A 26,239-nucleotide genomic window follows, 5' to 3' on the forward strand; every position below is an offset into this window, starting at 1 on the left:
TATCCGGTTTCCCTACGCTGGGTTACGTGCAGCGCCTTTATGACTTCCTCCGCAGACACCCCACGGGCGTCGACAGTTTCTGGGCTGTGATGCTCCTGGGGTTCTCCATGCTGTGGGTGGTCCAGGAGCCGGTCGGAGCCGACCCCCGTCCCCTGGCGGCCGGGATCGTCCTGCTCCTGTGCCTGGCGCTCGCGCTGCGCCGCCGGGCGCCCGAGCGGACGCTGCTGCTCGTGACGGGTATCGGCGTCGCCCAGCTGGCGTTCGACATCCACATCAACCCGGCCGACTTCGCGATGCTCGTCGTGATCTACACCGTCGCGGCGCAGGGCGACGGCCACCGCTGGGCGTCCCGCCTCGCGCTCGTCGGGGGAGTGAGCGCGGCGCCGCTCGCCCAGGTGCGCTGGCCCGCCGAGAACGTCTCGGTCCCCGGCAAGGTGTTCTTCACGGTCGTCCTCATCGTGCCGTTCGTCCTCGCCTGGGTGCTCGGCGACTCCATGCGCACCCGCCGCGCCTACTTCGACCAGCTGGAGGAGCGCGCGTCCCGGCTGGAGCGGGAGCGCGAGGCGCAGGCCAAGGTCGCGGTCGCCGCCGAGCGCGCCCGCATCGCCCGCGAGCTGCACGACGTCGTCGCGCACAACGTCTCCGTCATGGTCGTCCAGGCCGACGGCGCCGCCTACGTCCTCGACACCTCGCCCGAGCAGGCGAAACAGGCCCTGGAGACCATCTCCGGCACCGGCCGCCAAGCGCTCGCGGAGATGCGCCGGCTGCTCGGCATCCTGCGTACCGGGGAACCGCAGGACTCCGAGGACTACGTGCCCCAGCCGGACGTCCAGCAGATCGAGCACCTGGTCGAGCAGGTCCGCGCCGCGGGCCTCACCGTCGACTTCAAGGTCGAGGGCACCGCGCGCCCCCTGCCGAGCGGCGTGGAGCTCACCGCGTACCGCATCGTCCAGGAGGCGCTGACCAACACCCGCAAGCACGGCGGCCCGGACGCCGGGGCGAGCGTGCGGCTGGTGTACTTCGACGACGGGCTCGGCCTGCTGGTCGAGGACGACGGCCGCGGCGCGGCGCACGAGCTGTACGAGGACGGCGGCGCCGACGGCCGGGGGCACGGCCTGATCGGCATGCGCGAGCGCGTCGGTATGGTCGGCGGCACCCTGGACGCCGGGCCCCGGCCGGGCGGGGGTTTCCGGATCAGCGCCCTGCTCCCGCTCAAGCCCGCCCACTGACCCCCCGCCCACTGACCCCCCGCCTCCGTCCCCCGACTTCCCGAAGGAACCCCATGGCCATCCGCGTGATGCTCGTCGACGACCAGGTGCTCCTGCGCACCGGCTTCCGCATGGTGCTCGCCGCCCAGCCGGACATGGAGGTCGTCGCGGAGGCGGGCGACGGGGCGGAGGCCGTCGAGGTGCTCCGCGCCACCGCCGTGGACGTGGTCCTGATGGACGTGCGCATGCCGAGGCTGGACGGCGTGGAGGCCACGCGCCGCATCTGCGCCGCCCCGCAGGCGCCCAAGGTCCTCATCCTCACCACCTTCGACCTCGACGAGTACGCGTTCTCCGGGCTGAAGGCGGGCGCCAGTGGCTTCATGCTCAAGGACGTGCCGCCGGGTGAACTGCTCAGCGCGATCCGCGCGGTGCACAGCGGCGACGCGGTCGTCGCGCCGTCCACGACCCGGCGCCTGCTGGACCGCTTCTCACCGATGCTCCCGGTCACCGGCAAGGAGCCGCGCGACAAGACGCTGGAGAAGCTGACCGAGCGGGAGCGCGAGGTCATGATGCTGGTCGCCCAGGGTCTGTCGAACGGCGAGATCGCGACCCGGCTCGTCCTGTCGGAGGCCACGGTCAAGACCCATGTGGGCCGCATCCTCACCAAGCTGGCGCTGCGCGACCGCGTCCAGGTCGTGGTCCTGGCGTACGAGACGGGCCTCGTCAGGGCCGGCGGCGGAGCGCACTGAGGCACCGCCTCCGCGGCACCCGGCCCCCGGTCCGCCCACGGGGGACGGGCGGGGCGGGCTAGCGCAGCACCGTCTCCAGGAAGTCGCTGCCGATCCGGGCCACCGCCGCCACGTCCAGCTGGTGCAGGACGTACCGGCCGCGCCGCCGGGTCGTCACCAGGGACGCCTTCTTCAGCACGGCGAGGTGGCGGGAGACCTCCGGCGGGGTGATGCCGTACGTCTCGGCCAGCTCGCCCGTCGTGTACGCGGCGCGCGCCAGATGCCGGCACATCCGCATCCGCATCGGATGGGCCAGGGCGTCCATGCGCAGCTGGAGCAGCTCCACGGAGGCCGGGCTCGGCAGCTCCGGGGCGCCGACCGGGTAGTGGACGACCGGGCGCCAGCCCGGGGCGTGCAGCACCATCAGATGCGGCCAGCCGAAGCTGGAGGGCACGAACGTCAGCCCCGCCCCGATGGCCGGGTCGGTGGCGCTGGTCCGGCCGTTGGCGAGCTTGTCGACCTCGACCCGCTGCTGGGTGCCGTCCTCGGAGACCCCCAGCGTCACGGCGGGTGAGACCGCCCGCAGCGTCTCGGGCAGCCCCTTGCGGCGCAGCAGCTCCGTCTTGTGCCTGGCGTCCGCGGTGAGCGCGGGCACGACCCGGCGCCAGGTGTCCGCGAAGAACGCCCGGTCGCAGTCCTCGAAGAGCCTGCGCAGCCAGGCGCGTACGCCCGCGGGGTCGGCGAGCAGGCGGCGTGTGAAGTCCAGCTGCCTCGGGCCCCGGTTGGCGGCCAGCTCCAGGGCCCGCTCCACGCGGACGGGGCCGCCGCCCGCGTACTGCTCGGAGCAGGTGAACTCCAGCGCGGCCGCGACGAACCGGTCCTCGTCCAGCCGGTCCAGCAGGTCCAGCTCCTCGGCGAGCGTGGCGCCGGTGCGGCCGTCGCCGCCGCGGATGCCGGCGTACGGCATCAGGATGTCCGAGAAGCTCGTCGTCCAGAGGAAGTCCGCCTCGTGCAGCCGGTCGGCCAGGTCCGGCTTGAGGGCGGCCGAGGTGGCGGTCGCCCAGCCGTGCAGGCCCGGATGGTGGCCCGGTTCGGCCAGCGCGTGCAGCGCCACGCCCAGCTCGGCGAGGGGCGACGGCTCGAAGACGATGCGCTCGGGCGGCAGGCCCGTGATGTCGATGATCACGCTCACGTCCCCCATGGTGAGGGGTCCGGCGGTGGACCTCGCGCCGATTGACCAGGCTCGTCAATCCACGGGCGCCGCGGGACGCGCGGGCGGAGGGTGGCGAACATGAACGCCCTTCAGCAGCACATGATCGACGCCTACCGGGCCGCCCGGCACGGCGAGGCGCCCCCGCCGCCCCCGGGCCGGGACGACGTGGCCGCCCTCCGCGCGGCCCGCGAGCACCTGCGCGGCTCCCGTACGGGAGGCGGGTCCACAGGCTGTGGACAGGGAGGTAGCCGCGCGTGACGCTGGCGTAGCATGACGAGAAATCGTCCGGTACCCCCCGCGGACTGGAACGGAAGGCCGTCGACGCGTGAACGCACCCTCACAACCCCGTCCCGCCCGCCTCGCCGTCGGCGTCGTCGGCGCCGGCCGGGTGGGACCCGCCCTCGCCGCGGCGCTGCGGCTGGCCGGGCACCGCCCCGTGGCCGTCTCGGGCGTGTCCGACGCCTCCCGCCGCCGCGCCGCCGCCCTGCTGCCCGGCGTGCCGCTCGTGCCGCCCGCCCAGGTCCTCCAGCGCGCCGAGCTGGTGCTGCTCACCGTCCCCGACGACGCGCTGCCGGGCCTGGTCCAGGGACTGGCCGAGACCGGCGCCGTGCGCCCCGGGCAGCTCCTGGTGCACACTTCCGGGCGGTACGGCACCGCCGTGCTCGACCCCGCCCGCCGGGCCGGCGCGCTGCCGCTGGCCCTGCACCCCGCGATGACCTTCACCGGCACGAGCGTCGACGTCGACCGGCTGGCCGGGTGCTCGTTCGGCGTCACCGCCCCCGAAGAGCTGCGGCTCGCCGCCGAGGCCCTGGTCATCGAGATGGGCGGTGAGCCGGAGTGGATCGAGGAGGCGGCCCGCCCGCTCTACCACGCGGCCCTCGCCCTGGGCGCGAACCACCTGGTCACCCTGGTGGCCCAGTCCATGGAACTGCTGCGGCAGGCCGGGGTCGCCGCCCCGGACCGGATGCTCGGCCCCCTGCTGGGCGCCGCCCTGGACAACGCCCTGCGCTCCGGCGACGCCGCCCTCACCGGCCCCGTCGCGCGCGGTGACGCGGGCACGGTCGCCGCGCACGTGGCGGAGCTGCGCAAGCACGCCCCCGCCACCGTCGCCGGGTACCTCGCCATGGCCCGGACGACCGCCGACCGCGCCCTCGCCCACGGCCTGCTCAAGCCCGAGCTCGCGGAGGACCTGCTGGGCGTCCTCGCGGACGGCTCCACCCGCGCGGACGGCCCCGCCGGGACCGACGGCCCGGCCGGCGCGGAAGGAGACAGCGGCCGATGAGCCCCGACTTCGAACTGATCCCGACGCGGGACGACCTGGATCACGCCCTCGACCGCTTCGCGCCCCGGGGCCGCACCGCGGTCGTCATGACCATGGGCGCCCTGCACGAGGGTCACGCCACCCTGGTGCGCGCCGCCAGGGAGCACGTCGGCCGCGACGGGTACGTGCTGGTCACCGTGTTCGTCAATCCGCTCCAGTTCGGCGCGGGGGAGGACCTCGACCGCTATCCGCGCACCCTGGAGGCCGACCTCGGGACCGCCGAGCGGGCCGGTGCCAACGCCGTGTTCGCCCCGTCCGCGGACGAGGTCTACCCGGGCGGGGAGCCCCAGGTGCGGATCACCGCCGGCCCCATGGGGGAGCGGCTGGAGGGCACGTCCCGCCCCGGCCACTTCGACGGCATGCTGACCGTCGTCGCCAAGCTGCTGCACCTCACCCGCCCCGACGTGGCGTTCTTCGGTCAGAAGGACGCCCAGCAGCTCGCCCTGATCCGGCGCATGGTCCGGGACCTGAACTTCCCGGTCGAGATCGTCGGCGTACCCACGGTCCGCGAGCCCGACGGGCTGGCCCTGTCCAGCCGGAACCGGTACCTGTCGCCCGCGGAGCGCCGCACCGCCCTGTCCCTGTCCGCCGCGCTGTTCGCCGCCCGTGACCGGCTCGCGGCCCAGACGGCGCTGCTGGCCCGCGCCGAGACGCTGCCCGCCTCCGAGAGCCGCGCCGAGGCACTGTCCCGGATCGGCGAGGCCCGGGCGGCGGCCGACGCGCACGCGGTGGCGGCGGCGGTCCCGGGCCGAGGCGCCCACGCGGTTCGGGCGGCGGCCCGCGCGGTACTCGACGAGGCGGCGAAGGCCGACCCGCCGCTGCGCCTGGACTACGTCGCGCTGGTGGACCCCGCCGACTTCACCGACGTCCCGGACGACCACAGGGGCGAGGCGGTCCTCGCCGTCGCCGCGAAGGTCGGCGCCACCCGGCTGATCGACAACCTCCCCCTCACTCTCGGAGCCCCCGCATGACCGGCATACGCCTCCAGGCCCCCGCCCCCGGCTGGTCGATCGACGCCGACGTCGTCGTGGTCGGCTCCGGGGTCGCGGGCCTGACCGCCGCACTGCGCTGCACGGCCGCCGGGCTGCGTACGGTCGTCGTCACCAAGGCCCGCCTGGACGACGGGTCCACCCGCTGGGCGCAGGGCGGCATCGCGGCGGCCCTCGGCGAGGGCGACACCCCCGAGCAGCACCTCGACGACACGCTCGTCGCGGGCGCGGGCCTGTGCGACGAGGAGGCCGTACGCCTGCTGGTCACCGAGGGCCCCGACGCGGTGCGCCGCCTGATCGCGACGGGCGCCCGCTTCGACACCGACGACACCGGCACCATCGAGCTGACCCGCGAGGGGGGCCACCACCGCCGCCGCATCGCGCACGCGGGCGGTGACGCGACCGGCGCCGAGATCTCCCGCGCCCTCGTCGACGCGGTGCGCGACCGAGCCGTGCGCACCATCGAGAACGCGCTCGTCCTGGACCTCCTCACGGACGCCGCCGGCCGCACCGCCGGTGTCACCCTGCACGTCATGGGCGAGGGCCAGCACGACGGTGTGGGCGCCGTGCACGCGCCCGCGGTGGTCCTCGCCACCGGCGGCATGGGCCAGGTCTTCTCCGCCACCACCAACCCGGCCGTCTCCACCGGCGACGGCGTCGCCCTGGCGCTGCGGGCCGGCGCGGAGGTCAGCGACCTGGAGTTCGTCCAGTTCCACCCCACGGTCCTGTTCCTGGGCCCGGACGCCGAGGGCCAGCAGCCCCTCGTCTCGGAGGCGGTACGCGGCGAGGGCGCCCACCTGGTCGACGCGGACGGCGTGCGGTTCATGGTCGGGCAGCACGAGCTGGCCGAGCTCGCACCGCGCGACATCGTCGCCAAGGGCATCATGCGCCGCATGCGCGAGCAGGGCGCCCGGCACATGTACCTCGACGCCCGGCACTTCGGGGCCGCGATGTGGGAGTCCCGCTTCCCCACGATCCTCGCCGCCTGCCGGGCCCACGGCATCGACCCCGTGACCCGGCCGATCCCGGTCGCGCCCGCGGCGCACTACGCCTCCGGCGGCGTCCGCACCGACCTGTACGGCCGTACCACCGTGCCCGGGCTGTACGCGTGCGGCGAGGTCGCCTGCACCGGGGTCCACGGCGCCAACCGGCTGGCCTCGAACTCGCTCCTGGAGGGCCTGGTCTTCGCCGAGCGCATCGCCGACGACATCGCCGCCTCCGGCGCCCGCGCGGGTGACCCCGTACCGCACCCCGCCCCCAGCGTCCTGCCGCTGCTGGACCCGGACGCCCGGGGCCGCGTCCAGCACGTCATGACCACCGGCGCGGGGGTGCTGCGCTCCGCCGCCAGCCTCGCGGAGGCCGCCGACGCGCTGGACGCGGTGTACGCCGAGGCGCTGCACGACGGGCCGGGCGGCAACAAGGCCGCCGAACCGGGCGTGGAGTCCTGGGAGACCACCAACCTCCTGTGCGTGGCCCGCGTGCTGGTCGCCGCCGCGCGCCGCCGTGAGGAGACCCGCGGCTGCCACTGGCGCGAGGACCGTCCCGACCGCGACGACACCGCCTGGCGCCGCCACCTGGTGGTGCGCCTCGGCCCGGACCGGAGCCTGGACGTCCGGGCCACCGACACCCAAGACTTCCCCCCGACCGACGCCGACGCCCCCAGGGAGCCGTAACCGTGAGCACGCCCGAAGAACGCCCGCAGCCCGTGGACGTACCCCTGATCAACATCAGCGCCCCGGCCGACCGGGCCGGGGGCGGCTGCGGCGACGGTTGCGGCTGCGGCGGCGACGCCTTCGACGAGGAGGCGTACGAGTGCGGGCTCGACCCGGCGCTCGCCGCGCTCCTCGTGAACGCCGGCCTCGACCCCGTGCTCGTCGAGGACGTGGCGTACCGCGCCATCGAGGAGGACCTGGACGGCGGCGTCGACGTGACGTCCGCCGCGACCGTCCCCGGGGACGCCGTCGCGACCGGTGACTTCACCGCGCGCGAGGCGGGTGTCGTCGCCGGCATCCACATCGCGGAGGCGATCCTGTCGGTCGTCTGCACCGAGGAGTTCGCCGTCGAGCGGCACGTGGCGGACGGAGACCGCGTCGAGGCCGGCCAGAAGCTGCTGTCGGTCACCACCCGCACCCGCGACCTGCTCACCGGTGAGCGCAGCGCGCTGAACATCATGTGCCGCCTCTCCGGCATCGCGACCGCCACGCGCGCGTGGGCGGACGCCCTGGAGGGGTACAAGGCGCAGGTCCGCGACACCCGCAAGACCACGCCGGGCCTGCGCGCCCTGGAGAAGTACGCGGTGCGCTGCGGCGGCGGGGTCAACCACCGTATGTCGCTGTCCGACGCGGCCCTCGTCAAGGACAACCACGTGGTCGCGGCGGGCGGGGTCGCGCAGGCATTCAAGGCGGTGCGGGAGGCCTTCCCCGACGTGCCGATCGAGGTCGAGGTCGACACCCTGCACCAGGTGCGCGAGGTCCTGGACGCGGGCGCCGACCTGATCCTGCTGGACAACTTCACGCCCGCGGAGACGGAGGAGGCCGTCACGCTCGTCGCGGGACGGGCCGTCCTGGAGTCGTCGGGCCGCCTGACGCTGGGCAACGCCGCCGCGTACGCCGCGACCGGCGTGGACTACCTGGCGGTGGGCGCCCTCACCCACTCGTCCCCCATCCTCGACATCGGTCTCGACCTGCGAGAGGCGGACCAGGGCTGATGCTGCTCACGATCGACGCGGGCAACACCCACACGGTCCTGGGCCTGTTCGACGGCGCGGAGATCGTCGAGCACTGGCGCATCTCCACCGACGCGCGCCGCACCGCCGACGAGCTCGCCGTGCTCCTCCAGGGCCTCATGGGCATGCACCCGCTGCTCGGCGAGGAGCTGGGCGACGGCATCGAGGGCATCGCCATCTGCTCGACGGTCCCGTCCGTGCTCCACGAGCTCCGCGAGGTCACCCGGCGGTACTACGGGGACGTCCCCGCCGTGCTGGTCGAGCCGGGCATCAAGACCGGCGTGCCCATCCTCACGGACAACCCCAAGGAGGTCGGCGCCGACCGGATCGTCAACGCGGTCGCGGCGAACGAGCTGTACGGCGGGCCGGCGATCGTCGTCGACTTCGGTACGGCGACGACGTTCGACCCGATCAGCGCGCGCGGCGAGTACATCGGCGGCGTCATCGCCCCGGGCATCGAGATCTCCGTCGAGGCGCTCGGCGTCAAGGGCGCCCAGCTCCGCAAGATCGAACTGGCCCGTCCGCGCAGCGTGATCGGCAAGAACACCGTCGAGGCCATGCAGGCGGGCATCGTGTACGGCTTCGCCGGGCAGGTCGACGGCATCGTCAGCCGTATGAAGCGCGAGCTCGTCGGCCGGGACGGCGACCCCTCCGACGTGCGGGTCATCGCCACGGGCGGTCTGGCGCCGATGGTCCTGGGCGAGGCCAAGGAGATCGACGAGCACGAGCCGTGGCTGACGCTGATCGGCCTGCGCATGGTCTATGAGCGCAACGTCTCCCGCATGTAGCGCCCCGCCGGCGGCGCCTGCCATGCACGGGGGCTCCCGCCGGGGCTCCGCCGGACTCCCGCCCGGCCGCGCGCGGCTCCCGCCGGGGTGGGCCCCCAGGCTCCCCCGGCTCGGGTGGGCAACGCGCCCGAGGGTGTCCGATAAGGGAATTTTGTCTGATTAGACAGTATCGTCGGGTCATGCCCACGCCCTACGGATCCCGCGGCGGCCTGGCGTTCGGCGCAGACGAACTGCGTGTGCTCCGACGCGCCCTCGCCCACGCCCTCCATCCCACGCCCCTCGACGACGAAGACGTGCAGGACTGCCTGCGACTCGCCGGCTCCGTGGACGAGGCGGTCCGCGAGGCCGGCCGGATGCGGGCCTTCCTCCTCGCCGACCTCGCCCGCTACCGCGACGCGCTGCCCGGCTCGGCGGCCGGGTACCTGGAACTGCTCCAGGACGCCCTCGCCGCCGGCTACGACCCCCGGCCCGAGGACCTCGCGGCCCTGCGCAGCCTCAGCGGCACACCCGTCGGCGCCGCCCTGCTGGGCCGGTGCCGGACGCTGGCCGAGCACTCCGTACGGGCCCGGCTGGCCGGCCGGCACGTCGCCCCCGCGCCCCGCACTCGGCTGCTCGCCCTGCCCGGCGGCCGGTCCGCCGCCACGGACCGGCCGAAGCCCCGGCCGGCGACCCCCTCCCCGGCGCCGTCGCCCGCCCCGCCGCCGGCGGAGCGCCCGGTGCCCAAGCCGTCCGAGGTCTTCCCGCCCCGCCGGCGCCCCGCCGCGCCCCCGCCCGAGGAACGCGTCGCCGGCTAGCTACCCTGGAGTCATGGAATACGTATCCGCGCTCCTGCCTCCCGTGGTGATGGCCGCCTTCTTCATCGCCCTCGTGGTGACGATCGTCAAGAGCCAGGGCGGCCCCAACAAGGCCAAGGAAGACGCGTTCGTGGACGCGGCGCTCGCCCGCGCCGAGGTCACCCGCCAGGCCGACGGCTCCGCCGGGCCCGGCAGGGTCTGACCGGCACGCCGACCCGCGCCCAGGGCGTACGACGCACCCGTCGTACGCCCTTTTTGTTCCGTCAATAGCCAGTTATTCGGACATCTCCCACTATGGTGAAGATGTGCCCCGTCAATTGGGAGAGCTCGAAGACGCCGTCATGACGCGCGTCTGGCAATGGAACCGGCCCGTCACCGTCCGGGAAGTCCTGGAGGATCTCCAGCAGGAACGGTCCATCGCGTACACCACCGTCATGACCGTAATGGACAATCTCCATCAGAAGGGCTGGGTGCGCCGGGAAGTGTCGGGCCGCGCCTATCGATATACGGCGGTCTCCACCCGCGCCGCCTACTCGGCCGCACTGATGAACGAAGCCTGGTCGAAGAGCGACAACCCCGCCGCCGCACTCGTGGCGTTCTTCGGCATGATGTCGGCGGAGCAGCGCGAGGCGCTCACCGACGCGGTCCGCATCGTGCAACGGGACACCCCGGAACAGGGCGGCGAAGAACCGGGGGAAGAACCGGCAGCCGGCCGGGCCGCCGAAGGGGAGGCGGGGGCGGGGCGATAGCGTCCAGCCATGTCGTCCTCCTCCTCCCCGTCATCCGCGCTTCCGCCTCCCGGGCCGGCGAAAGCCGTGACCGTGCGCCGGGCCCGGACCAGTGATGTGCAGGCGATCCGCCGACTCGTCGATCCGTACGTCACCGAAGGCATCCTGCTCGACAAAGCACCGGTGACGCTTTACGAGGACATCCAGGAGTTCTGGGTCGCGGAACGCGACGAGGACGGCACCGTCGTCGGTTGCGGCGCCCTGCACGTGATGTGGGAAGACCTCGCCGAAGTGCGTACTCTCGCCGTCGACCCCGGCTTCAAGGGCGCCGGCATCGGCCATCACGTACTCGGCAAGTTGCTGGACACCGCCCGCTGGCTCGGCGTCCGCAGGGTTTTCTGCCTCACCTTCGAAGTCGACTTCTTCGCGAAGCACGGCTTCGTCGAGATCGGCGAGACCCCGGTCGACGGAGATGTCTACACCGAGCTGCTCCGTTCCTATGACGAGGGCGTCGCCGAGTTCCTCGGTCTCGAACGAGTGAAGCCGAACACCTTGGGCAACAGCCGGATGCTTCTGCACCTGTGATGTGCCGATCCCCGATCCCGGCCCCTATGTCCGAATCGCGCATGTTTCCCGCTCTCTCGGGGAACTGAACCTCTCCCAGGGGTTTGTGTTTTCCAGGGAAAAGCGGTTTCCTTTCCGCGTACTGCATTTTCGATGAAAGGAAATCCGGTGGCACAGAAGGTTCAGGTCCTTCTTGTCGACGACCTCGACGGTGGCGAGGCGGACGAGACGGTGACGTTCGCTCTGGACGGCAAGACGTACGAGATCGACCTCACCACCGCCAATGCGGACAAGCTCCGGGGGCTGCTCGAGCCGTACACCAAGAGCGGCCGTCGCACCGGTGGCCGTTCCGCGGCCGGGCGCGGCAAGGGCCGGGCCGCCGCGGGTGGCAGCCCCGACACCGCGAAGATCCGCGCGTGGGCCAAGGAGAACGGCTACAACGTGAACGACCGCGGTCGCGTGCCCGCCGACATCAAGCAGGCCTACGAGGACGCCAACCGCTGAGCGCGGTACGCGCCCAGCAGACGGACCCGGTGACATTCCGATGCCGCCGCGTCCACGAGCCGTACGAGGCAGGGGGCGCCGACGCCGCCCGCCACGGCCGCCATGGCCGGGAGTGTCGGCTCCACTTCGCGCCCGGGCTCCGGGGGGCGCAGCCACGAGACGGCGTCGGGCGAGCCGGATCCGCTCCATCCTGGGGGAACAGGAGCGGTCATCCGGTCACCGGCGCCCAGGGCCACCAGGTCCAGGGCGATCCCGCCCCAGTCCAGCCAGTCGAGCAGCCCCGGCAGCTCGTCCGCGGCGCCGGCGGCCACCAGCAGCCGCATCCTGCGCCCCGCGAGGGCGACCGGCCACCGGCCGCCCAGCCGTCTCAGCACGGCGTACCCGGCCGCGGCCGGCAGCTCCAGGGCGTCGAAGCGCAGCCCGGTGAGCAACTCCACCGGGCCGCCGGCGCCCTCCTGCGCGGTGGCCCAGCCGAGCTCGTGCTCGTACCACCGCGCGACGCCCTCACCGCCGAACGGTGAGCGGGGTGACGGGAGGGGAATCGTGAACGCCATGCCCGGGCAACTCGCCACCCGGGCTCCGGGTTACGCAAAGCGAGCGAATGAATACGCTGCGTGTTCCCGGGGGTACCGCCCGACGGCATGCCCGAGCGCAAGGGTGTTCGCCCGTAGCGGAGGGAACCGGGGTGTGCCGCATGGAGTGTCAGTGCTTACGGGTAAGACATTCCTAGTGGAGGCGGGGCGACACGCAGGATCGGGCGTCTCACGTTCGCCATCGGCGTACTGCCGGTGAGGGTAACTGCCTGGCCTGCGGGAACATCGTCTCGGAACATTGGGTTGGAGCATTTGTCGGCGTTCGGGTCCGGAGGCCAGAGACGGGTGTCGGCAGTTGGAATGAGCGGTCCCCGCTTGCGGGACTAAGCTGCGGAAGGACAGGGAGGGGACCGACCCCTTACTGCCTGACCGCTCTGAGGAGCGATTAACGATGTTCGAGAGGTTCACCGACCGCGCGCGGCGGGTTGTCGTCCTGGCTCAGGAAGAAGCCCGGATGCTCAACCACAACTACATCGGCACCGAGCACATCCTCCTGGGCCTTATCCACGAGGGTGAGGGTGTCGCCGCTAAGGCCCTGGAGAGCCTCGGGATTTCGCTCGAGGCGGTCCGCCAGCAGGTGGAGGAGATCATCGGGCAGGGCCAGCAGGCCCCGTCCGGGCACATCCCCTTCACGCCCCGTGCCAAGAAGGTCCTGGAGCTGTCGCTCCGCGAGGCCCTTCAGCTCGGCCACAACTACATCGGCACCGAGCACATCCTGCTCGGCCTGATCCGCGAGGGCGAGGGTGTCGCCGCCCAGGTCCTCGTGAAGCTGGGCGCCGATCTCAACCGGGTGCGGCAGCAGGTCATCCAGCTGCTCTCCGGCTACCAGGGCAAGGAAGCCGCCACCGCCGGTGGCCCTGCCGAGGGCACCCCCTCCACGTCCCTGGTCCTCGACCAGTTCGGCCGCAACCTCACCCAGGCCGCCCGTGAGTCCAAGCTCGACCCGGTCATCGGGCGCGAGAAGGAGATCGAGCGGGTCATGCAGGTGCTGTCCCGCCGGACCAAGAACAACCCGGTCCTCATCGGCGAGCCCGGCGTCGGCAAGACGGCGGTCGTCGAGGGTCTGGCGCAGGCCATCGTCAAGGGCGAGGTGCCCGAGACCCTCAAGGACAAGCACCTCTACACCCTGGACCTGGGCGCGCTCGTCGCCGGCTCCCGGTACCGCGGTGACTTCGAGGAGCGCCTGAAGAAGGTGCTCAAGGAGATCCGCACCCGCGGCGACATCATCCTGTTCATCGACGAGCTCCACACCCTGGTGGGTGCCGGTGCCGCCGAGGGCGCGATCGACGCGGCCAGCATCCTCAAGCCGATGCTCGCCCGCGGTGAGCTGCAGACCATCGGCGCCACGACGCTGGACGAGTACCGCAAGTACCTGGAGAAGGACGCGGCCCTGGAGCGCCGCTTCCAGCCCATCCAGGTCGCGGAGCCGTCGCTGCCGCACACCATCGAGATCCTCAAGGGCCTGCGCGACCGCTACGAGGCCCACCACCGGGTCTCCATCACGGACGAGGCGCTGGTCCAGGCCGCCACCCTGGCCGACCGGTACATCTCGGACCGCTTCCTGCCGGACAAGGCGATCGACCTGATCGACGAGGCCGGTTCCCGGATGCGCATCCGCCGGATGACCGCGCCGCCGGACCTCCGCGAGTTCGACGAGAAGATCGCGGGCGTCCGCCGGGACAAGGAGTCGGCGATCGACTCCCAGGACTTCGAGAAGGCGGCGTCTCTCCGCGACAAGGAGAAGCAGCTGCTGGCGGCGAAGGCCAAGCGCGAGAAGGAGTGGAAGGCCGGCGACATGGACGTCGTCGCCGAGGTCGACGGCGAGCTGATCGCCGAGGTCCTCGCGACCGCCACCGGCATCCCGGTCTTCAAGCTCACGGAGGAGGAGTCCTCCCGCCTCCTGCGCATGGAGGACGAGCTCCACAAGCGCGTCATCGGGCAGAAGGACGCCATCAAGGCCCTCTCGCAGGCGATCCGCCGTACGCGTGCCGGCCTGAAGGACCCCAAGCGCCCCGGTGGCTCGTTCATCTTCGCCGGCCCGTCCGGTGTCGGTAAGACGGAGCTGTCCAAGACGCTCGCCGAATTCCTCTTCGGCGACGAGGACGCGATGATCTCGCTCGACATGTCGGAGTTCAGCGAGAAGCACACGGTTTCCCGCCTCTTCGGTTCCCCGCCCGGATACGTGGGTTACGAAGAGGGCGGCCAGCTCACCGAGAAGGTCCGCCGGAAGCCGTTCTCCGTCGTCCTCTTCGACGAGGTCGAGAAGGCCCACCCCGATATCTTCAATTCCCTTCTCCAGATCCTGGAGGACGGTCGCCTGACCGACTCCCAGGGCCGGGTCGTGGACTTCAAGAACACGGTCATCATCATGACGACCAACCTCGGGACCCGGGACATCTCGAAGGGCTTCAACCTGGGCTTCGCGGCGCAGGGCGACGTCAAGACCGGCTACGACCGGATGAAGGCGAAGGTCAACGAAGAGCTGAAGCAGCACTTCCGGCCCGAGTTCCTCAACCGCGTCGACGACACGGTCGTCTTCCACCAGCTCAGCCAGGAAGACATCATCCAGATCGTCGACCTGATGATCGCCAAGGTGGACGAGCGCCTCAAGGACCGCGACATGGGCATCGAGCTCAGCGGTTCCGCCAAGGAGCTCCTCGCCAAGCACGGCTACGACCCGGTGATGGGCGCCCGGCCGCTGCGCCGGACGATCCAGCGCGAGATCGAGGACATCCTGTCGGAGAAGATCCTCTTCGGCGAGCTGCGCCCCGGTCACATCGTGGTCGTGGACACCGAGGGCGAGGGTGCGGAGAAGAAGTTCACCTTCCGCGGCGAGGAGAAGTCCGCTCTGCCGGACGTCCCCCCGATCGAGCAGGCCGCCGGCGGTGCCGGTCCGAACCTGTCGAAGGACGCGTAAGCGGTAACCCCCGCTGAAGGGCTGCCCCGGTCCGTACGGAGACGTACGGACCGGGGCAGCCCTCTTTCCGTCGCCTGCCGGCGCGGCCGTCGTGGTCGACGGGGCCGGCCGGCCGGGCGGTCAGCCGACGATGTCGACGCCGGGGAGGTGCCCGGTGCCGGTGAGCTTCATGCCCGCCGTGGCCACCGTCTTCAGCCGGGGCAGCGCGGCCAGCGGGGCCAGGTCGGCGCTCCCGCCCGGGGCGATCAGGAACAGGCGCTCCAGGCCGGGGAACACGGCGGCGACGCGCTCCAGGGCCATCCCGGCGGCCCGGTGCTCCAGGAAGAGCTGGGTGACCCGGGGGAGCCGCACCGGGGCGGGCGCGGATTCCAGCGGGTCGAGCCGGCAGTGCACCACCCGCACCTGCGGCAGCGCGGACAGGACCTCCCAGTCCCCGGCGGGCAGGGCGCCGTCCTGCAGCAGGCCGACCCATTCGAGCGTCGGGTGGCGCAGCAGCTCGCCGAGCCCCGTGCCGGGCGGCGGCCGCATCTCGATCCGGCGCAGCGGTGCGTCCCCGGGTACGGCGGAGAGGCTCCACGACGCCTCAGCCGGCAGATGGACGGTCAGCCGCCGGAGCCGGCCGAGCGAGGACAGAGCGCTCAGGGCGGGAGCCGGACCCGGGCGTTCCAGGGTCAGTTCGGTCGGGTCGCAGTGCCCGAGCAGGGTGGCGAGCCGCCCGTCGGAGACGGTGCCCCGGACGTCCAGCCGCTCCGGACGCAGGCCGAGCCGGACCAGCTCCTCCACCTGCCGGTCCTCCGTGATCGTGAAGTCCAGGCGTTCCTGGGGCAGCCGGGTGACGATCTCCTCGGCGTAGGCGGCGGGGTCGAACCGGGACCACGCCCAGATCAGCTGGGACCGCACCGGCAGGTGCCGGTGGGTGGCGAACCGGGCCAGGTAGGGCAGCGCCGCGTCCGAGGGGACGTGCGTGGCGGTGATGACCGCCATACGGGCCTGCTCGTCGTCCAGGTCGTCCGGTCCCGGCAGCAGGTCGAGGACCAGGGGGCCGACCGTGGCCAGCTCGCGGGCCTCCTCCACGCTGCGGGGCGGGATGAGCCGGTCGGTGCGGTCCAGCAGGGCGCGCCGGATCTCCGGGTCCAGTTCGGTGGCGTGTTCGAGGGCGGCCGTCGCGACGAAGAGGACGCGCAGCCGGGTGCGCCGGTCCGGGGCGGCGTCGGCGGCGGCCAGCAGTTCCGTGAAGATCTCGGCGCACTCGCGGGGCCGGGCATGGGCGACGGCCATACGGATGACGTCCTCCCACTGGTCGTCTCCGGCGTGCTCGGTCAGGACGCCGATGTGCCACTCGTCGACGATGGCCTTGGCGGCCAGGTAGTCCTGGAAGGTGCGGTGGACGAAGTCCACGGTGTCCGGCCCCGGCTCCCGGAGCAGACCGCTGCGCTGGAGCAGGTGCTGGAAGACCGCGTCCGGGTTCCCGGCCGCGGCGGCGTCCGGGACGGCGGGGATCCGGTCGAGCACGATGCTCCTCGCGCGGGCGCGGTCCATCTCGGTGCGTCCGTTGACCGTCAGCCAGTACGCGAGCCGCTGGATGAGCCGTACCTGCGGCGCCCCGCCGAGGTCGACGCCCGTGGGGTCGCCCATGTCGCGCTCCCGGTCGCGGCGGGCGAGCAGCATGTCCAGGGCGGCGTCGTACAGACTCTTGCGGCCGCGCGGGAGGAAGCCGCGCCGGTCGCGGTGCAGGGCGCAGATGAGACCGCACATCAGGGGGTTGGTGGCGAGGCGGGCGAGGTCGGGCTTGGTGCGCAGGGCGTCGAGGAGCGGCTGCTGGTACGAGGCGGCGTCCGGTCCGGCGGCGGTGTGCCAGCGGCGGACGAACGCGGTCACCTCCGTGCGGCTCATGGGGGAGAGCGTGAGCTCGGTGAAGCCCTCCGGGGCCAGCCAGTCGTCGCGCACGGCGGAGGGGCGGGACGTGACGAGCCACCGGTTGCCGCCGTCGTAGGCCGTGAGCAGTTCGCGCAGCCAGCGGCGGGTGCGGTCGCGCTCCGGCTCGGGGATCTCGTCGATCCCGTCGATCAGGAGGAGGCCGCGCCCGGCGGCCAGCACGCGGTCGGCCCAGCCGTCGGGCGGGGTGAGCGGGCAGCCGACGGCCGTCAGGAAGCGGTCGGGGGCGGGGAGCCGCTCGCCGTGCCGGGTGAGGGTGCGCAGCGGGAGCACGAAGGGAACGCGGTCGCCGAGGTACGCCATCCGGTCGTCGCCGAGGGCGCCGCGTGAGGCGGACAGCGCGAGCCACTGCACCAGGGTGGTCTTGCCCGAGCCGGCGACCCCGCGCAGCAGGACCCGGTCGTGCCGCGCCAGGGCCTGGTCGGCGGGACGGGGGCCGGTGGGGGCGCGGTGGGCGAGGACGGCGTCGACGGCCTCCCGGACGGCGCCGGGCGGCATGTCCCCGGTGAGCTCGGCGGCCCGCGGGGCGGTCGCCTCCAGCGACAGGTAGGTCCCGTCCAGCGGCCACACGTCCGGGGAGTCGTGCAGGTCGATGCCGTAGATCGTCAGGCTGCCCTGCCTCTTGGTGACGTAGGCGTGGTAGCGGCGTTCGAAGGCCGCGTCCGCCGCGAAGGGCCGGGGGGTCCGGGCGATGAGCGCGTCGACCTTCGCGATCAGTTCGGCCTGGGTGCGGCTGTGCTCCACCAGGGTGCGGGCGACGAAGGAGGAGCGCTGGGTGAAGAACTCCAGGACGAGCAGGCAGGCCCACTCGGTGAGGGACTCCAGGAAGAGGGACGCGTCGGTGGACAGGCCGTCGTCGGCCGGGGCGGCGTCGCGCAGGCGGCCCGCCAGCTCGCGGTGGCCGAGGCGGACGGCCTGGACGTCGTCCATGTCGAGGTCGCCGAGGGCGAGCAGCGTGCGGGCGAGGGCGTGCGCGACGGCTTCCGCCTCGTCGGGCGGGAAGGGCGGTTCGCCCGGGACGGCGAGGGCGTCGGCGACGAGCCGGGCGGCGAGGCCGCGCACGTCCCGCTCGGTCAGCGTCCGCTTCTCGCCCCGGAAGGAGACCAGCCGGGAGAGGCGGACGCGCCGGCCGGTCAGCCCGGCCCCGGGGCCGTCCTGGACGAAGAGCTTCCGGATCAGCGGCCCGAGCGCGCTCGACGCGAGGCGGGTGCCGATGAGTGCTGGATCCACGTGCGTCCCCCCGGAGCCACGGCGTGATCGTCGACCTGTTGAGACTAGCCCGGGATCCCGCGCCGGGGTCCCGGAACGCGGGCTCGGGGGCCGGAAGCCGTGACAAGGCGCACAGGCGTTTTGGGTGGTACTAGGTGGAATAGTGCGCGGCGCCGGGTTCGGGACGCCGTTTCGGAGCCGTCCGGGAGAGGTCATCGGCCTCGTGCTCGGCGAGGGGGCGGTGAGCGGGGTGGAAAGCGCCAGGTGGCGGGGGCCCCAAGGGGGATAAATCTTGCTTTCCAAGGGCATATCGGGCAGGTCGACCAGGTCGCCGTCACCCGTCAAGTGGCCACGTCACACTCGGGCGGCTACGACGAGATGTCGTAGATGGGGGGTTTGAGGTGGGATGGGGGGGCGGGTTACCAAGGATGAGCACCACCGCCCGGCGCGCTCTTCGCGTCGGGTCCGCTCTTGTCCGGAGGACTTTCCCGTATGTCGAAGCGCGTCAAGCACCCCACCCGTAACGCCGTCGTCGCCCTCGCCGCCGCCGGCATGGGAGCGTCGATGGTGTTCGGAGGCGGAGCCGCCGTCGCCGCCGACAGCAAGACGGTCCCGGCCGCGGGGCCGGCCGCCGCCGTCGCCGCCCAGGCCCACACCCAGGCCGTCCAGGCCAAGGCCGCCGAGGCCGCCGCCGCCAAGAAGGCCGCCCTCGTGAAGAAGGCCGCCGCGGCCAACGCCGCCAAGAAGGCCGCCCTCGTGAAGAAGGCCGCCGCGAAGAAGGCCACGTCCTGGGTCAAGCCGGTCGCCCGGTACACCCTGACCGCCAGCTTCAACCAGGGCGGCGCCATGTGGTCCCACAAGCACTCCGGTCAGGACTTCGCCGTGCCGGTCGGCACCGTGGTCAAGGCCGCCCACTCGGGCGTCGTCGTGAAGGCCGGCCCGAACGGCGGCGGCGACGGTCCCGCGTACGGCAACGCCATCGTGGTGAAGCACGCCAACGGCCGGTACTCCCAGTACGCGCACCTGTCGAAGATCGACGTGCGCGTCGGGCAGACCGTGAAGACGGGCCAGAACATCGCCCGGTCCGGCAACACCGGCAACTCCTCCGGCCCGCACCTGCACTTCGAGATCCGTACGACCCCGAACTACGGCTCCGCGCTCAACCCGGCCAAGTTCCTGCGCGCCGAGGGCGTCGTCATCTGACGCTCAGTCCCGCGCCCGGCCCCGGTGGGCCTGGGTCACCAGATCGACGGCGACTTCGAGGACGGCGGCACGCTTCTCCTCGGGGTCGCCGTCGACGTGCTGCATGAAGAACATCCCGGCGTGCATGGTGAACAGCGCGCCGATGCAGCGCACCCGGTCGGCCATGGCGTAGTCCGGCTCCTGGATCAGCCGCGTCAGCGTGATCATGCGGTCCTTGAACGTCTCGCCGATGGCGAGGTCGCGCACGGTCGCCTGGTTCTCCTGCATGAACCGGAAGAGCGGGGCGGCGCCCAGGAGGGCCGCGTGGTAGCGGCGCAGCATCTCCTGCTTGGTCTCCAGCGTGCGCGGCTGCCGCTCGGCCCAGGCGATGAGCTCGTCGATCGGCCGCGTCAGATCGCGGAAGAGGCTGATGACGATGTCTTCCTTGGTCTTGAAGTGGTAGTACAGCGCCGCCTTCGTGACCTCCAGGTGCTCGGCGATCTCGCGCAGCGAGGTCTTCTCGTAGCCCTGCTCGGCGAAGAGTTCGAGCGCCACGTCCTGGATGCGCTGACGGGTGTTGCCTCGGGCCATGGTCGCTCCCACGAAACTTGCTTGACGCCCGGCTAGTGACGGGTCTACCTTCCCCAGTGTAATAACTAGCCGGGCGGCAAGTAAGTAACGGGAGTAGGGAACATGTCGGAACCCCAGGGGAAAGCGGCACCGGTGGCGGAGGCCGGATCGCCGCCCAGCGCGCCGGAGGCCGGACCGCCGCGCAGCGTACGCGTCGTCCTGCTGGCGCTGATGATCGCGATGCTGCTGGCCATGCTGGACAACATGATCATCGGCACCGCCATGCCGACGATCGTCGGCGAGCTGGGCGGCCTCGCCCACCTGTCCTGGGTGGTCACCGCGTACACCCTCGCCACGGCGGCCTCCACCCCCATCTGGGGCAAGCTGGGCGACCTCTACGGCCGCAAGGGCACCTTCCTCACCTCGATCGTCATCTTCCTCATCGGCTCCGCCCTGAGCGGGATGGCCCAGGACATGGGCCAGCTCATCGGCTTCCGCGCCGTGCAGGGCCTGGGCGCCGGCGGTCTGATGGTCGGTGTCATGGCGATCATCGGCGACCTCATACCGCCGCGCGAGCGCGGCAAGTACCAGGGCATGATGGCCGGCGTCATGGCCCTCGCCATGATCGGCGGGCCGCTCGTCGGCGGCACCATCACCGACCACTGGGGCTGGCGCTGGTCCTTCTACATCAACCTGCCCCTCGGCGCGGTCGCCCTCGCCATGGTCACCGCCGTCCTGCACCTGCCGAAGCGGGACCGCGACCACCGGCCCCGCGTCGACTACCTCGGCGCCGCGCTGCTGACCGTCGGCATCACCGCGATCGTCCTGGTCACCACCTGGGGCGGCACGGAGTACGCCTGGGGCTCCTCCGTCATCGTGGGCCTGGGCGTCCTCGGCGTCGCCACGCTCGCCGGCTTCCTCCACGTCCAGACCCGTGCGCCCGAGCCGATCATGCCGCTGCACATCTTCCGCAACCGCAACTTCACCCTCATGTCGGTGATCGGCTTCCTCACCGGCTTCGTGATGTTCGGCGCCACGCTCTTCCTGCCGCTGTACCAGCAGTCCGTCCAGGGCGCGTCCGCCACCAACTCCGGCCTGCTGCTCCTGCCGATGCTGCTGTCGATGATGGTCGTCTCGCTGTTCGCCGGACGCGTCACCACCAACACCGGCAGGTACAAGGTCTTCCCCATCGCCGGCGGCGCGCTGATGGTCGCCGGGCTCTTCCTGCTCGCGCAGATGGACACGGAGACGTCCCGGCTCACCTCGGGCCTCTACATGGCGGTCCTCGGCGCCGGCATGGGCTTCCTGATGCAGATCACCATGCTCGTCGCGCAGAACAGCGTGGAGATGAAGGACATGGGCGTCGCCTCGTCCTCCACCACCCTCTTCCGCACGCTCGGCTCGTCCTTCGGCGTCGCCATCATGGGCGCGCTGTTCACCGGCCGCGTGCAGGACGAGATGGCGGCGCGCGGCGGCTCCGCCGTCACCCAGCAGTCGGCGCAGCTGGACGCGGCGAGTCTGGCGAAGCTGCCGGAGCAGGTCCGCGAGGCGTACCAGATCGCCGTGTCGTCCGGCACGCACATCGCGTTCCTCGTGGGCGCGGCGGTCGCGGTCCTGGGGTTCGTCGCCGCCTTCTTCGTCAAGGAGGTCCCCCTCAGGGGCGCCGGTCCGCAGCCCGCCCCCGGACGGGAGGACCGGGAGGAGGTCCGGCTCGCGGACACCGCGGTCTGACCCCCCGGAAGGACGGCGACGGGCCCCACCCGGTACCGGGCGGGGCCCGTCGCCGTCAGGGCGTACCGGGCAGGCGCAGTATCGGGAAGCTGCCCGTCGTCGTCGGGGCGTGCTCCGGCAGCCACAGCACCGCGATCGCGCCCCCGGCTCCCGGCGCGGTACCCGTGGGCGCCGCGTTGCGGAACGTCAGCCGCGCGCCCAGCACCCGCGCCTGCCCCGCCGCGATGGTCAGGCCCAGGCCGTGACCGTGCCCCGCCCGGTCGCTGGCGCCCGTACGGAACCGGCTCGGCCCCTCGCGCAGCAGCGCCTCCGGGAAGCCCGGCCCGTGGTCGCGGACCCGCACCACCCGGCCCTCGACGGTGACCTCAACCGGCCCCCTGCCGTGCTTGGCGGCATTGGCCAGCAGGTTGCCCAGGATCCGCTCCAGCCGACGCGGATCGGTGTTCACCCACGACTCGTGCACCACCCGCACCACCGCGTCCGGGTACAGCGCGACGACCCGGCGCTCGACGAACTCCCCCAGCGCGATCTCCTGGAGTTCGGCCCGCTCCGACGCGCTGTCCAGCCGGGCCACCTCCAGCACGTCCTCGACCAGCGTGCGCATCGCCTGCGCCCGGTCGCGCACCAGCTCCGTCGGCCGGCCGGGCGGCAGCAGCTCGGCGGCCGTCAGCAGCCCGGTCACCGGCGTGCGCAACTCGTGCGCGATGTCCGCGGTGACCCGCCGCTCCGCCTCGATCCGCTCGTTCAGCGCGTCCGTCAGGGCGTCCACCGCCCGCGCCAGCTCGTCCGTCTCGTCGCGTACGACCCCGCCGATGGCGTCCCGGACCCGCACCTCCGTATTGCCCTGGGCGACCTTCCCGGCCGCGGTGGCCGCCTTGCGCAGCCGGCGTGACAACTGGCCGCCGATCAGCACACCCAGCGCGCACCCGCCGAAGACCACCGACACGGAACCGACGATCAGCGCCTCGTCCAGATCCTTCATGATCGTCGTACTGCGGCTGGCGAACTGGCTGTGCAGCGACAGCACGTCGCCGTTGCCCAGCGGCACGGCCGCCCACACGTCCGGCGGGCCCTCCGGGTGCTCCTGCACGTACGTCCCGCGCCGGCGCTCCGCCATCAGCTCGTCCAGCTGCTCCGGGAGCGCCGGGTCATTGAGCTTCGCCCCGAACTTGGGGTCCGTCTTCGGCTTGGCCGACTCGTACATCCGCTGCGCGAACAGCAGCCGTTCCATCTGCACGTCACGCGCGTTGCCGAGCATCGAGACGCGGGCGGCGTTGTGGACGACCAGGCTGAGCGCCACCGCCACCAGGGCGCCCACGGCGGCGATGGCGATCGAGATCTTCCACCGGACACCGGTGCGCAACGAGGGCGTCTTCATCCCTTGAGCTTGTAGCCGAAACCGCGGACCGTCTCGATCCGGTCCTGGCCGATCTTCGTGCGCAGCCGCTGCACATGGACGTCCACCACCCGGGTGTCACCGCCCCAGCCGTAGTCCCAAACCCGCTCCAGCAGCTTGTCGCGCGACAGCACGGTGCCCGGCGCCGACGAGAACTCCAGCAGCAGCCGCATCTCCGTCGGGGTCAGCCCCACCGGCGCGCCACCCCTGCGGACCTCCATGCCGTCGGTGTCGACCTCCAGGTCGCCGAAGACCAGCACGCCGCCCTGCTCCTGCCCGGCCCGGTCCGCGTCGCCGCCGGCCCCGCCCGCCGCCCCGCCCGCGTGCCCGAAGCGGCGCAGCACGGCACGGATCCGGGCGACCAGCACGGCACCGTCGAACGGCTTGGTGACGTAGTCGTCGGCGCCCGCCTCCAGGCCCAGCACCACGTCGATCGAGTCGGCACGGGCCGACAGCATGATCACCGGCACGGTCGACTCGTCACGGATGCGCCGGCACAGACTCACCCCGTCCATGCCCGGCAGCATCACGTCCAGCAGCGCGATGTCCGGCCGCCGCTGCCGGAAGGACTCCAGGCCGGACAGCCCGTCCGGCATCGCCGTCACCGCGAAGCCGTCGCGCTCCAGGGCGAGCTGCGTGGCCTCCCGGATGACGTCGTCGTCCTCCACGAACAGGACATGGGTCTCGGCCATCGACGTCTTCTCTCCGTGCTCTCTCAGTTCTTGGGGGGCGCGGTCGGCTCGGCGGGGCCGTCGATACCGCCGTCCCCGACGGTCTTGCTGTACTCGTTGTGCACCCGGTCGTGCTCGGTGAACCTGTTGCCCGTCCACCGGTACGTGATCACGTCCTCGCCGGACGGGTACGACACCGGGTCGCCCTCCGCGTACACCTGCTTGGTGACGACCAGGTCCCCCCGGTCGATCGTCGAGTACACGGCCGGCTCCTCCAGGGAGAAGACATTCTCGTACGACGTGCCCTTGGCGTCGTCCTTCGGCGGCCCCGGCCGGTACACGTACGTCCCCACGCCCACGGCGTCACCGCACGTCAGCACGTTCACCACGACGTCGTTGGTGCCGGAGTCCGTCAGCGTCCCGTAGGAGGTGTCCACCGGGTAGGCGTCGGCCACGCACGGCTTGAGGTCGTCCTTGACCCGCTCGCTGACCTTCGGGTCCGTCATGATCAGCCGGACCGGGTCCACCTTCTTCACCGGCGAGGACGCCGACGAGGCCGGGGCGGGCGCGCTCGACGGCGTGCTCTGGTCGGCCCGGGCCGCGCCCTCGTCGCGCGTGCCGGTGCCCCCGGTGGAGCACCCGGCCGTGAGCACGCCGAGAGCGGCGGCCACGGCCATCGCCGTGGTTCCCGCCGCCCGGATCCCGCCGGTGCCGCTCCTGCCGGTGCCGCTCGGGTCGCTCCCGCTGAATCTGGCGCTCAGGCCGCGCACCGCTCCCGCCCCCGTTCGTGGCCACGTCCGGCCGCGCGCCCCGCACGGCCGTCACGCTCCAGGGCGCGGGCGCCGTTGTCGACGCCTCGGCTCTCCAGCTCCTGGCGCAGACGGGCCAGCGCCCGGTGGAGCGTGGACTTCACCGTACCGGTCGACATGCCGAGCGCGGCGGCCGTCTCCTCGGTGCTCATCTGCTCCCAGTGCCGCAGCACGACGACACTGCGCTGCTTGGGCGCCAGCACCTTCAGGATGTCCATCAGCAGGGCCCGGTCGGCGTGCTGCTCGGTGGCGTCCTCCACGGACGCGTCGGGGAGCTGCTCGGTGGGCACCTCCTCCAGCTTGCGGGCGCGCCACCACTCCGTACGCGTATTGATCATCACGCGGCGCAGGTAGGCGTCGGCGAGGCTCTTGTCGGCTATGCCGTCCCAGCGGCCGTACGTCCGGGCCAGCGCCGTCTGCAGGAGGTCCTGCGCGTCGACGGGGTCGGGGACGAGACGCCGGGCGCTGCGCAGCAGGGCGTCCTGCCGTGTGCGTACGTACTCCTCGAATTCGAGCACCTCGCCGTGCGACATCCCGAACCGCCTCCGATCCCCGTGAAACCCCGTGTGTACCGCTTACGTGGGAAGACGCTACGGAGCGGTTGTCACGGGGTTGTCCGCGCAGACCGTCGGCGGACGCACGGCTGGCCATCGGTTGTGTAACAGCGATGGTGTTACACAACCGGCGGGCGGCCCGGGCGGCGCGCGGAACGCCCCGCCCCGCGCCCTCAGCCGGCCGGGAGCCGGTACCGCCCGCCCTCCAGGGGCTCGACCAGACCGTCGGCGACCAGACCGTCCAGGGCGCGGGCGCGCTGCACCGGCTCGTGCCAGACCGCGTCGAGCGCCGCCTGCTCCACCGGGGTCACCGCCTCGCGCAGCACGGCGAGCAGCCGCCCGCGGACCTGGCGGTCCGTGCCCGCGTACGTCTGGCCCCGCCGGGCCGGGCCGTCGTGCGCGGGCTTGCCCGCCAGCCGCCAGGCGCACCGGCCGGCGATCGGGCAACGCGCGCAGTCCTCGTTGCGGGCCGTGCACACCAGGGCGCCCAGCTCCATGGACGCCGCGGCCCACCGGGCCGCCGTCGGCTCGTCGTCCGGCAGCAGTTCCCGCGCCAGCCGCCGCTCGGCGGCGGTGGTGGCGTTCGGCGGGTACTGCACGCCCGTCACCGCCCGGGCGAACACCCGCCGCACGTTGGTGTCCAGCACCGCGTGGCGCCGCCCGTACGCGAACGACGCCACCGCCGCCGCCGTGTACTCGCCGATGCCCGGCAGGGCGAGCAACTGCGCGTGATCGCTCGGTACCTCACCGCCGTGCCGTTCCGTTATCGCCACCGCCGCGCCGTGCAGCCGCAGCGCCCGGCGCGGGTAGCCGAGCCGGCCCCAGGCGCGCACGGCCTCACCGGGTGCTTCGGCGGCCAGGTCCGCGGGGCGGGGCCAGCGGGCCACCCACTGCTCGTACACCGGGAGCACCCGGCTCACCGGCGTCTGCTGGAGCATGAACTCGCTGACCATCACTCCCCAGGCGCCCGCCTCGGGGCGGCGCCAGGGGAGGTCGCGGGCGTTCTGCTCGAACCAGGCGAGCACGGACGTGTGCAGGCCGGCGGCGTCGGGCCCGCAGCCGGGCCTGGTCTCGGGGGAGGACTCGGGGGAGGAGGGGATCGCAGTCATG

At 72.7% G+C, this 26,239-nt stretch carries 25 protein-coding genes; 16 read left to right on the top strand and 9 right to left on the bottom strand.

Features of this window, described 5'->3' with window-relative positions; all coding sequences use genetic code 11:
- Positions 1 to 26: 26 nt before the first annotated feature.
- Together IE109_RS08185 and IE109_RS08190 are read left to right on the top strand one after the other, a co-directional pair.
- Positions 27 to 1,229 (top strand): sensor histidine kinase, encoded by a 1,203-nt coding sequence (locus IE109_RS08185; protein ID WP_189550054.1) that lies wholly within the window; start codon positions 27 to 29, stop codon positions 1,227 to 1,229.
- 53 nt (positions 1,230 to 1,282) lie between these two features.
- Positions 1,283 to 1,957 carry a response regulator gene (locus IE109_RS08190; protein ID WP_189550055.1) on the top strand — a complete coding sequence of 225 codons (675 nt, stop codon included), beginning with the start codon at positions 1,283 to 1,285 and terminating at the stop codon, positions 1,955 to 1,957.
- 58 nt (positions 1,958 to 2,015) lie between these two features.
- Here the strand turns inward: IE109_RS08190 and IE109_RS08195 are convergent, their stop codons facing one another.
- A complete protein-coding gene (locus IE109_RS08195) occupies positions 2,016 to 3,122 on the bottom strand; it encodes a DUF5937 family protein (protein ID WP_189550140.1) in 1,107 nt (368 codons plus the stop codon).
- A gap of 105 nt (positions 3,123 to 3,227) precedes the next feature.
- Between IE109_RS08195 and IE109_RS08200 the strand changes: the two genes are divergently transcribed.
- From IE109_RS08200 to IE109_RS08250, 11 genes are all read left to right on the top strand, one after another.
- Positions 3,228 to 3,407, top strand: a complete 180-nt coding sequence (locus tag IE109_RS08200; protein WP_189550056.1) for a hypothetical protein — start codon at positions 3,228 to 3,230, stop codon at positions 3,405 to 3,407.
- Positions 3,408 to 3,474: 67 nt separating this feature from the next.
- Complete coding sequence (locus IE109_RS08205) at positions 3,475 to 4,431, top strand: Rossmann-like and DUF2520 domain-containing protein (RefSeq protein ID WP_189550057.1); 957 nt, start codon at positions 3,475 to 3,477, stop codon at positions 4,429 to 4,431.
- Complete coding sequence (gene panC, locus IE109_RS08210) at positions 4,428 to 5,441, top strand: pantoate--beta-alanine ligase (RefSeq protein ID WP_189550058.1); 1,014 nt, start codon at positions 4,428 to 4,430, stop codon at positions 5,439 to 5,441. The genes IE109_RS08205 and panC overlap by 4 nt, the downstream gene beginning before the upstream one ends.
- Positions 5,438 to 7,132 carry an L-aspartate oxidase gene (locus IE109_RS08215; protein WP_189550059.1) on the top strand — a complete coding sequence of 565 codons (1,695 nt, stop codon included), beginning with the start codon at positions 5,438 to 5,440 and terminating at the stop codon, positions 7,130 to 7,132. Before panC ends, IE109_RS08215 begins: the two co-directional genes overlap by 4 nt.
- Before the next feature lie 2 nt (positions 7,133 to 7,134).
- Complete coding sequence (gene nadC / locus IE109_RS08220) at positions 7,135 to 8,166, top strand: carboxylating nicotinate-nucleotide diphosphorylase (protein ID WP_189550060.1); 1,032 nt, start codon at positions 7,135 to 7,137, stop codon at positions 8,164 to 8,166.
- Positions 8,166 to 8,972: a type III pantothenate kinase gene (locus tag IE109_RS08225; protein WP_189550061.1), complete on the top strand. Its 807-nt coding sequence runs from the start codon at positions 8,166 to 8,168 to the stop codon at positions 8,970 to 8,972. The genes nadC and IE109_RS08225 overlap by 1 nt, the downstream gene beginning before the upstream one ends.
- 209 nt (positions 8,973 to 9,181) lie before the next feature.
- A complete protein-coding gene (locus IE109_RS08230; protein WP_189550141.1) occupies positions 9,182 to 9,766 on the top strand; it encodes a hypothetical protein in 585 nt (194 codons plus the stop codon).
- A 13-nt stretch (positions 9,767 to 9,779) separates the two neighbouring features.
- Complete coding sequence (locus IE109_RS08235; protein ID WP_189550062.1) at positions 9,780 to 9,968, top strand: hypothetical protein; 189 nt, start codon at positions 9,780 to 9,782, stop codon at positions 9,966 to 9,968.
- A 103-nt stretch (positions 9,969 to 10,071) separates the two neighbouring features.
- Positions 10,072 to 10,515 (top strand): BlaI/MecI/CopY family transcriptional regulator, encoded by a 444-nt coding sequence (locus tag IE109_RS08240; RefSeq protein ID WP_189550063.1) that lies wholly within the window; start codon positions 10,072 to 10,074, stop codon positions 10,513 to 10,515.
- Between the two features lie 9 nt (positions 10,516 to 10,524).
- Positions 10,525 to 11,079, top strand: a complete 555-nt coding sequence (locus IE109_RS08245; protein ID WP_189550064.1) for an amino-acid N-acetyltransferase — start codon at positions 10,525 to 10,527, stop codon at positions 11,077 to 11,079.
- Between the two features lie 147 nt (positions 11,080 to 11,226).
- Positions 11,227 to 11,562, top strand: coding sequence for a histone-like nucleoid-structuring protein Lsr2 (locus tag IE109_RS08250; RefSeq protein WP_189550065.1), 336 nt, complete (start codon positions 11,227 to 11,229; stop codon positions 11,560 to 11,562).
- Here IE109_RS08250 and IE109_RS08255 read toward each other — a convergent pair.
- Positions 11,541 to 12,116 carry an SCO3374 family protein gene (locus IE109_RS08255; RefSeq protein WP_189550066.1) on the bottom strand — a complete coding sequence of 192 codons (576 nt, stop codon included), beginning with the start codon at positions 12,114 to 12,116 and terminating at the stop codon, positions 11,541 to 11,543. The genes IE109_RS08250 and IE109_RS08255 overlap by 22 nt on opposite strands.
- A 430-nt stretch (positions 12,117 to 12,546) precedes the next feature.
- Here IE109_RS08255 and IE109_RS08260 point away from each other — a divergent pair, with 430 nt between their 5' ends.
- Positions 12,547 to 15,072: an ATP-dependent Clp protease ATP-binding subunit gene (locus IE109_RS08260; protein WP_064067384.1), complete on the top strand. Its 2,526-nt coding sequence runs from the start codon at positions 12,547 to 12,549 to the stop codon at positions 15,070 to 15,072.
- A gap of 120 nt (positions 15,073 to 15,192) precedes the next feature.
- Here IE109_RS08260 and IE109_RS08265 read toward each other — a convergent pair whose 3' ends face one another.
- On the bottom strand, positions 15,193 to 18,237 hold the full coding sequence (locus tag IE109_RS08265; RefSeq protein ID WP_189550067.1) for an NACHT domain-containing protein: 3,045 nt from the start codon (positions 18,235 to 18,237) through the stop codon (positions 15,193 to 15,195).
- Between the two features lie 471 nt (positions 18,238 to 18,708).
- Between IE109_RS08265 and IE109_RS08270 the strand changes: the two genes are divergently transcribed.
- Positions 18,709 to 19,419, top strand: coding sequence for a M23 family metallopeptidase (locus IE109_RS08270; RefSeq protein WP_189550068.1), 711 nt, complete (start codon positions 18,709 to 18,711; stop codon positions 19,417 to 19,419).
- Positions 19,420 to 19,422: 3 nt separating this feature from the next.
- Here IE109_RS08270 and IE109_RS08275 read toward each other — a convergent pair whose 3' ends face one another.
- Complete coding sequence (locus tag IE109_RS08275) at positions 19,423 to 19,989, bottom strand: TetR/AcrR family transcriptional regulator (protein WP_189550069.1); 567 nt, start codon at positions 19,987 to 19,989, stop codon at positions 19,423 to 19,425.
- A gap of 102 nt (positions 19,990 to 20,091) precedes the next feature.
- Between IE109_RS08275 and IE109_RS08280 the strand changes: the two genes are divergently transcribed.
- Positions 20,092 to 21,699 (top strand): MDR family MFS transporter, encoded by a 1,608-nt coding sequence (locus IE109_RS08280; RefSeq protein ID WP_189550070.1) that lies wholly within the window; start codon positions 20,092 to 20,094, stop codon positions 21,697 to 21,699.
- Between the two features lie 55 nt (positions 21,700 to 21,754).
- Here the strand turns inward: IE109_RS08280 and cseC are convergent, their stop codons facing one another.
- The 5 genes from cseC to IE109_RS08305 form a co-directional block, all read right to left on the bottom strand.
- Entirely contained in the window at positions 21,755 to 23,077 is a 1,323-nt protein-coding gene (gene cseC / locus IE109_RS08285) for a two-component system sensor histidine kinase CseC (protein ID WP_189550071.1), read from the bottom strand.
- Positions 23,074 to 23,787, bottom strand: coding sequence for a two-component system response regulator CseB (gene cseB / locus IE109_RS08290; RefSeq protein ID WP_189550072.1), 714 nt, complete (start codon positions 23,785 to 23,787; stop codon positions 23,074 to 23,076). The genes cseC and cseB overlap by 4 nt, the downstream gene beginning before the upstream one ends.
- A gap of 23 nt (positions 23,788 to 23,810) precedes the next feature.
- Positions 23,811 to 24,536, bottom strand: a complete 726-nt coding sequence (locus IE109_RS08295; RefSeq protein ID WP_373297658.1) for a hypothetical protein — start codon at positions 24,534 to 24,536, stop codon at positions 23,811 to 23,813.
- Complete coding sequence (locus IE109_RS08300) at positions 24,524 to 25,108, bottom strand: SigE family RNA polymerase sigma factor (RefSeq protein ID WP_189550073.1); 585 nt, start codon at positions 25,106 to 25,108, stop codon at positions 24,524 to 24,526. Before IE109_RS08300 ends, IE109_RS08295 begins: the two co-directional genes overlap by 13 nt.
- Before the next feature lie 194 nt (positions 25,109 to 25,302).
- Complete coding sequence (locus IE109_RS08305; protein ID WP_229890744.1) at positions 25,303 to 26,238, bottom strand: iron-sulfur binding domain-containing protein; 936 nt, start codon at positions 26,236 to 26,238, stop codon at positions 25,303 to 25,305.
- Position 26,239: the final 1 nt, after the last annotated feature.

This window comes from Streptomyces lavendofoliae, assembly GCF_014649735.1.
Classification (GTDB): domain Bacteria; phylum Actinomycetota; class Actinomycetes; order Streptomycetales; family Streptomycetaceae; genus Streptomyces; species Streptomyces lavendofoliae.

What these genes read in the sequence shown, in the direction of transcription:
- IE109_RS08190 (WP_189550055.1), top strand. Translation starts at nt 1,283, where the DNA reads ATGGCCATCCGCGTGATGCTCGTCGACGACCAGGTGCTCCTGCGCACC.
- IE109_RS08200 (WP_189550056.1), top strand. Translation starts at nt 3,228, where the DNA reads ATGAACGCCCTTCAGCAGCACATGATCGACGCCTACCGGGCCGCCCGG.
- panC (WP_189550058.1), top strand. Translation starts at nt 4,428, where the DNA reads ATGAGCCCCGACTTCGAACTGATCCCGACGCGGGACGACCTGGATCAC.
- IE109_RS08215 (WP_189550059.1), top strand. Translation starts at nt 5,438, where the DNA reads ATGACCGGCATACGCCTCCAGGCCCCCGCCCCCGGCTGGTCGATCGAC.
- IE109_RS08225 (WP_189550061.1), top strand. Translation starts at nt 8,166, where the DNA reads ATGCTGCTCACGATCGACGCGGGCAACACCCACACGGTCCTGGGCCTG.
- IE109_RS08235 (WP_189550062.1), top strand. Translation starts at nt 9,780, where the DNA reads ATGGAATACGTATCCGCGCTCCTGCCTCCCGTGGTGATGGCCGCCTTC.
- IE109_RS08245 (WP_189550064.1), top strand. Translation starts at nt 10,525, where the DNA reads ATGTCGTCCTCCTCCTCCCCGTCATCCGCGCTTCCGCCTCCCGGGCCG.
- IE109_RS08255 (WP_189550066.1), bottom strand. Translation starts at nt 12,116, where the DNA reads ATGGCGTTCACGATTCCCCTCCCGTCACCCCGCTCACCGTTCGGCGGT.
- IE109_RS08260 (WP_064067384.1), top strand. Translation starts at nt 12,547, where the DNA reads ATGTTCGAGAGGTTCACCGACCGCGCGCGGCGGGTTGTCGTCCTGGCT.
- IE109_RS08270 (WP_189550068.1), top strand. Translation starts at nt 18,709, where the DNA reads ATGTCGAAGCGCGTCAAGCACCCCACCCGTAACGCCGTCGTCGCCCTC.
- IE109_RS08275 (WP_189550069.1), bottom strand. Translation starts at nt 19,989, where the DNA reads ATGGCCCGAGGCAACACCCGTCAGCGCATCCAGGACGTGGCGCTCGAA.
- IE109_RS08280 (WP_189550070.1), top strand. Translation starts at nt 20,092, where the DNA reads ATGTCGGAACCCCAGGGGAAAGCGGCACCGGTGGCGGAGGCCGGATCG.
- cseC (WP_189550071.1), bottom strand. Translation starts at nt 23,077, where the DNA reads ATGAAGACGCCCTCGTTGCGCACCGGTGTCCGGTGGAAGATCTCGATC.
- cseB (WP_189550072.1), bottom strand. Translation starts at nt 23,787, where the DNA reads ATGGCCGAGACCCATGTCCTGTTCGTGGAGGACGACGACGTCATCCGG.
- IE109_RS08300 (WP_189550073.1), bottom strand. Translation starts at nt 25,108, where the DNA reads ATGTCGCACGGCGAGGTGCTCGAATTCGAGGAGTACGTACGCACACGG.
- IE109_RS08305 (WP_229890744.1), bottom strand. Translation starts at nt 26,238, where the DNA reads ATGACTGCGATCCCCTCCTCCCCCGAGTCCTCCCCCGAGACCAGGCCC.